Source organism: Peribacillus sp. P4_C12 (assembly GCF_056402095.1).
In genome coordinates this window covers 1-6,565 of record NZ_JBFUIB010000195.1, presented here as the reverse complement: position 1 = coordinate 6,565, position 6,565 = coordinate 1, and the positions used below count along the sequence as shown (strand labels likewise).

The window sequence follows — 6,565 nt, the reverse complement described above, 5'->3', positions numbered from 1 at the left end:
ATGTATATCAATGCTCTGGCGACTGCTGGAGTAAAAGATGCCACCGTCTATGTCACTGCACCGATACCAGTTTCAGGTACAGCTGCTTTAACAGGAGTCATAAAAGCGTATGAGATTTCTTCCGATAAAACAATTCCGGAGGATGTGAAGCAAGCAGCTAATGAAGAAATGGTGAAGACAGCTAAATTGGGCGATGAAATCGGTACAGAGGAAGCCTCTGCACTCGTAACAAAAATCAAAGAAGAAATGGCCAAAAACCCACCGACTACGTCTGAAGAAGTCCGCCAGGTTGTCGAATCGTCTGCAAATGAACTTGGAGTTGTCTTAAATGAAGATCAAAAGCAAAGTTTGATTGATTTATTTAATAAGCTAAAAGAATTGAATATTGATTGGAACGCTGTTGGTGATCAGCTGACAGCAGCAAAAGATAAACTGTCCGATTTCCTTGGATCCGAAGAAGGACAATCATTTTTAGATAAATTGAAAGAAGTTTTCAATAGTTTAATAGACGCAATCAAATCATTTTTTAACTGATTTAGATAAAAAAAGAGGATGGCCATATGCCATCCTCTTTTCTTACTCCTTATTCATAACGGCTGCTTCTTGAAGGGCCAAATCCAAATGGATAAGATCTTCGAAGGTTTCGCGTTTAATGACTAAACGAGCTTCTCTATCTTCGACGAAGACTACGGCCGGCCTCGGAATCCGGTTGTAATTATTGGACATCGAATATCCATAAGCCCCTGTGCAAAAGACTGCCAATACATCCCCTCGTCCTGCTTTTGGCAAAGGTAAATCCCAAATCAACATATCTCCGCTTTCACAGCATTTCCCAGCAATGGACACTGTTTCTTCTACTGGATCAAGCGGACGATTGGCAAGAATTGCATCATACTTAGCCTCATATAGAGCTGGACGAATATTATCACTCATCCCACCATCAACGGCTAAATATTTACGTACATTAGGTACTTCCTTTTCAGAACCGACTTTATATAAAGTCACACCAGCGTCGCCGACTAATGAACGGCCAGGTTCAATCCAAATTTCCGGCATCTCCAAATCAGAATTAGCAACCAGGTTCTGCACTTCCCTTACGATTTCTTCTACATATTGAGAAGCTGGAAGAGGGTCGTCCTCTTCGGTATATCTGATTCCAAATCCGCCTCCAAGATTCAATACCTTTGGCTGGAAATCTATTGATTTATGCCAATTTTTTAGCTTGCCGATAATTTTTTGAGCGGCAAGCAGGAAGCCAGTCGTTTGAAAGATCTGCGAACCAATATGGCAGTGCAATCCTAATACTTCTATCCATTTACTTTGTAATGCTTGTCTAAGGGCCTCTTCAGCCTGACCGTTAATAAGATCAAAGCCAAATTTCGAATCTTCCTGCCCTGTTAAAATATAATCATGCGTATGCGCTTCAATACCTGGAGTCACACGAAGAAGGATTTTCACCTTTTGTTCTCGCTGTGTACAAATCTCCTCTAACAATGTCAGCTCTGAAAAATTATCGACTACAATACAGCCGATTTTATAATCCAAGGCCATATGTAGCTCTTCTTCACTTTTGTTGTTTCCATGAAAGTGAATACGGTCAGTTGGAAAATTAGCTTTGATTGCGGTATACAATTCTCCCGCTGAGACAACATCGAGAGAAAGGCCCTCTTGATCAGCCAACTGAATCATTGCAATCGAAGAAAAAGCTTTACTCGCATAGGCGACTTGAGCCGAAATTCCCAATTCCTCAAATGTTCGCTTGAATCCTCTAGCACGCTGGCGAATTAACTCTACATCATAAACATATAATGGCGTTCCAAATTGTTCAATCAATTCGATTGTGTCCACTCCGCCAATCTCCAGATGTCCACGTTCATTGACACGACCGGTTCCGTACAAATGCATGATAGCCTCACCTTCCTGACTTAAAACTAACGATTAATAAGAAATGAGACAGCCTCAAAGAGAGTTCTCACTTATGTAAGCGAAAAAAATTCTCCCTCTATGAAAAAGCCCCATCCAAATTAATCGATTATCCCGAATAAAAATGTTTTCTATCCTTTATTATCAAACAAACTGCTTAGTAGTTCGAAGGGAAAGCCAGATTGGTTTAACTTCAAAGAGACATAAAAGATCTTTCCCTTTGTGAAGCCTGAACATTACTGCTTTATCCGAATAAAATTAAATTACCACAACTTTTCGACAACATCAACCTTTAGATTTTCTAGGCTGCCTATATATATCCTGGGGATGTACAATACTCGGACGTTCTATAGAACCTGGATAAGGTCTTCTAAATATTATATGAGACAAAGCCTTCGGCTGAAACGGGAGAAGTGGCCATAAATAAGGTGTATTTAACGTTTTTATACTGGTAAGCAAAATAATATAAAGTGTGATCCCTATAATTAAGCCCGGCACTTTAAATAAAGCAACTAACACAACCAGCACTAAACGGGAAATTTTATTCGCAACCCCTAGTTCTAAACTAGGAGTGACAAATGTACCGATTGTCGCTACGGAAGCGTAGAGCACCACTTCAGGGACAAATAGGCCAACATCTATTGCTATCTGTCCTATCAAAACTGCCGCAACCAAGCCCATTGCCGTAGAAAGCGGGGTCGGGGTATGAACGGCAGCCATCCTTAAAAATTCTATCCCAATATCAGAAATAAAGATTTGGACAATAATCGGTATATGCGTTTTATCATTCGGCCCGATAAATTCAAGCTTATCGGGGAGAAGGGACGGTTCTAACGAAAACAATAACCAAATCGGCAGCAAATATATCGAAACGAAAATCCCGAAAAAACGTACCCAGCGCACCAAGGTTCCAACAGCAGGTGCCTGCCGATACTCCTCAGCGTGTTGCATGTGATGAAAAAGAGTGGACGGGGTAATGATGACACTCGGTGAAGTATCCACATAAATAAGGACATGCCCCTCAAGTAAATGCGTTGCCGCTACATCAGCACGCTCCGTGTATCTTACAAGCGGGTACGGGTTATATCCTTGCTTGACGATAAACTCTTCAATCGTCTTATCCGCCATCGTTATGCCATCAACTTCTATACTTTCCAATTCCTTGCGTACGACTTTTATTAAATCCGGATCGGCAATATCTTTAATGTATCCGATTGCTATATCCGTTTTCGAACGTTCCCCCACCTTCAAAATTTCAAAACGTAATCTTTCATCCCGAATTCTCCGTCTGGTTATCGCAGTATTTATGATGATATTTTCGACAAAACCATCCCTGGATCCACGGACCACCTTTTCCGTTTCAGGCTCCATTGGTTGCCTTCCAGGATAACTCCTGACATCTACAACCAACCCCATTGCTTTGCCATCGACAACGATAACTATCAAACCGGACAATACTTGATCAACAAGCTCATCCAACGTACTTATTTCTTCAACAGATTGGTGGACAACCAAGTTTTTGATTGCTTCAAACACTTTTGTCGTCATGATTTCAGTATTTTTGTTATGGATTAGCGAGTCAAGAATTCCAAGGATGTACTCTGTATCCGTCAACCCGTTCACATAGTAAAGATGTACATCTTTTTTTAAGACCTTTATTCTTCTTACCCCTAAGTCAAAGCTGACGCCAAGACCGACTTTTTCTTCCATGAACGCGTCTACTTCCGCTACTCTATTCGGAATCGGTTTCATGTTTTGAGGATTTTCTGAAGCCACTATGACCGCTCCTTTCCAAAATAAGTTCCACTGCAAGCTTCGTGATTGGTGCTCCTTTTTTAAAATCATCTTGATGGGACATTTTCCCGATATCCCCTATCCCCACCACTATCGGAACATTTAATTCATCGATGCAATACACTGTATCGCCTGTTATCTTTCCTAGTTCAAATTCCTGGGCCCCGTATTTATCAACTCCGTTTGGTGTTAAATTCCCATCCCGGTCAATACATACATCTACCTTTGTCCATTCTTCCCTCCTTGTCTTTGAAGCAACTGCAATAACCCCAAGGACATCTATATCAGGATGGCCGGCAACCACCTTCATCGCCTGTTCTCCGTATCCTTCACCGATGAAACCACTATCATCAAACATAACCAGTACAGGATCATACTTTGCCTTTTTTATTAATTCAACTAGCTCATTGCCCGAATAACGGGATGGATTACCTTGGGACATAGAGATGCACCGTCCCCCTATTTCCTTAGCTACAAGCTGGACAGCCCGTTTTGCATACTCATCTCCATCCGTTATCATTATCACTTTTCGTTTGGTCACCATCTTGGCCCTTCTTTCATCATCAGGAATAGTACTTAAGAACTTACAAATCGACAAAATAAATCCATTGGAATAAAGAACCGGCTATCTTCCCTAATACGAGTGCCATTAACAGATAAATAATCTTCTCTTGAATTCCGATTCGTTTAGAAAGAATCGGAAAAACATTCAATACTTCAGTCAAGGCAGCAGCCAGCATCCCATTAAAAATCCCATCTGCTAAGCCAATCGGAATTAATAAAAAATGATGCAGGAAAAATTTCGTTTCCTGTAAGCCTAACCATGTTCCAGCGACAACACCTGCAATAATTGCTCCTTCATAGTAATGAATCATTTTCATCGTTTTCGTCAACTGAGTCAGTCTCGGTATCACTCCAAGTACAGTCAAAAACGCTACAAAACCGGCACCTGTTGCAAAACCTCCAGCTAAACCGACAAAGATTCCGAAGATAATTTTACCTGTCATCAAGATCGCGCACGTTTTCCTTATTTTCATTCATGGTGACATAACGGTCTAAATCCTGCTGGTAATTGAACATTTCAACTTCGAGCGGACTAGGTTCCTCATTAAAGCGTTTTTTAAAAAAGTGATTAAAAAATAAAATCATTCCTATGCCAAGTCCGAAGCTATAAGGTATCTGTATTAATAGTGGCTTTTCATCTAGCTTCCCTGTTATTAACGTAAAGACTTTTTGATGGACTTCCCCCATACTGACATCAACATGGAAATTCATAATTGTCATCCCAGCTCCAATAAATAATAAGAACCAGACTAGAGCAAAAGTCAGGTAAGACATTTTCTTTTTTGAATATATGACTTCTATGATGGTCTGGGATGGCCCAAATGTCTGCACTTCAATTTGCGGATCCACTTTACGAATGGCCATGATAAGTTGAGCCAAATCAATGACAATAATATTCTTATCTTCCTTCTTGACCGTTAATATAAAGGTCTCTTCAATTATTTGAATCACTTCTTCAGGTCCGATTATCCTTGCAATATCTTTAATCCTCACCGTTTGATTTCCCTTTACTTGTACACGGTTCCTCATCCTGATATATACAACTGCCATTATCATCACATCCCGACCTTTTATTTCCTTATGATAGTAGTATGGATTGGAAACACAGTGAAAATGCAGGAAGTAACGGATGTCCAAATATTACTAATACAAGGGTGAAAGAAAACAAAAAAGACATGCTGAATGACAGCATGTCTTTTTTGTTTACATTATTAACTTAATGAGTTGGGAAAAAAATCAGTTGAACTAAAAATATCAATCCAAAAATATAAATAAGTGGATGAACTGATTTTCCTTTTCCACTAAATAACTTCATAAGGGGATATGTTATGAATCCAATTGCAATCCCCGTTGATATGCTTGAAGTAAGAGGCATCGTTAAAATAATCGCAAATGCCGGAAATGCATCATCAAACATTTTCCAATTGACTTTAGCTAAACCTTCCATCATAAAACAACCTACGATAATCAAAACAGGTGCAGTGATTGCTGAAACTGAAGAAATGGCCGAGATCAATGGAGAAAAGAAAATAGATGCTGCAAACAAGATAGCTACCACCGTGGCTGTTAAACCAGTACGGCCTCCTGCTGCCACACCTGTGCTAGATTCAACATATGCTGTGGAAGGACTTGTTCCAAACAAAGAGCCAATTGTCGTCGCAATTGCATCTCCTAAAAATGCTTTTTTCGCACGAGGTATTTTCCCGTCCTTCGTTAAACCTGCCTGCTCCGTTACTCCAATCAATGTACCTGTCGTATCAAAGATTGTCACAAGTAAAAAGGCAAAAACAACTGAATATAGAGAGTTCGTAAAGACCCCAGAGATATCGATATCGAAAAATACCGGTGTAGGCGGCACAGATAGCACTCCATTAAAGTTGAGAAGACCGATAAAGTAGCCAATGACTGCCGTAATGATCATCCCAATAAAAATTGCTCCTTTAACATTGCGTGCCATTAAAATTAACGTTATAAATAAACCTGCAATTGCTAAAACTGTTCCATGTTGATGCAAGTCGCCAAGCGTAACCATAGTTGAATCATTCGGTACGACGATTCCCGCGTTTTTCAATCCGATAAACGCGATGAATAAACCAATTCCAGAGGTGATTCCATATTTTAATGAATTCGGAATGGCATCAATTATCATTTTGCGCAAGCTCGTTACACTTATCAATAAAAATAGCAAGCCTGCGATGAAAACTGTTCCAAATACGGTTTGGTATGAAAGACCTTGCGCACCAACTACACTAGCAAAATAAGCATTCAAGCCCATCCCCGGTGC

7 protein-coding genes are annotated in these 6,565 nt (G+C 40.1%); 1 reads left to right on the top strand and 6 read right to left on the bottom strand.

Features of this window, described 5'->3' with window-relative positions:
• Positions 1-534, top strand: a 534-nt coding sequence (locus tag AC1DUW_RS18465; protein WP_477643151.1) for a DUF1002 domain-containing protein, incomplete at its 5' end; no start/stop codon positions are given.
• Between the two features lie 42 nt (positions 535-576).
• On the opposite strand, the gene lysA is transcribed toward AC1DUW_RS18465, so the two are convergent.
• The 6 genes from lysA to AC1DUW_RS18435 form a co-directional block, all read right to left on the bottom strand.
• Entirely contained in the window at positions 577-1,905 is a 1,329-nt protein-coding gene (gene lysA / locus AC1DUW_RS18460) for a diaminopimelate decarboxylase (RefSeq protein WP_053346838.1), read from the bottom strand.
• 303 nt (positions 1,906-2,208) lie between these two features.
• A complete protein-coding gene (locus tag AC1DUW_RS18455; protein ID WP_053348128.1) occupies positions 2,209-3,675 on the bottom strand; it encodes a spore germination protein in 1,467 nt (488 codons plus the stop codon).
• The gene (spoVAEA, locus tag AC1DUW_RS18450; protein WP_477643150.1) at positions 3,656-4,261 is read right to left on the bottom strand and encodes a stage V sporulation protein SpoVABEA; all 606 of its coding nucleotides are present in this window, start codon (positions 4,259-4,261) and stop codon (positions 3,656-3,658) included. Before spoVAEA ends, AC1DUW_RS18455 begins: the two co-directional genes overlap by 20 nt.
• A gap of 40 nt (positions 4,262-4,301) precedes the next feature.
• Positions 4,302-4,724, bottom strand: coding sequence for a stage V sporulation protein AB (locus AC1DUW_RS18445; protein ID WP_053346840.1), 423 nt, complete (start codon positions 4,722-4,724; stop codon positions 4,302-4,304).
• Complete coding sequence (locus AC1DUW_RS18440; protein WP_477643152.1) at positions 4,714-5,334, bottom strand: stage V sporulation protein AA; 621 nt, start codon at positions 5,332-5,334, stop codon at positions 4,714-4,716. Before AC1DUW_RS18440 ends, AC1DUW_RS18445 begins: the two co-directional genes overlap by 11 nt.
• A 163-nt stretch (positions 5,335-5,497) precedes the next feature.
• Positions 5,498-6,565: NCS2 family permease (locus AC1DUW_RS18435; protein ID WP_477643149.1), on the bottom strand; the 1,068-nt coding region annotated here is incomplete at its 5' end.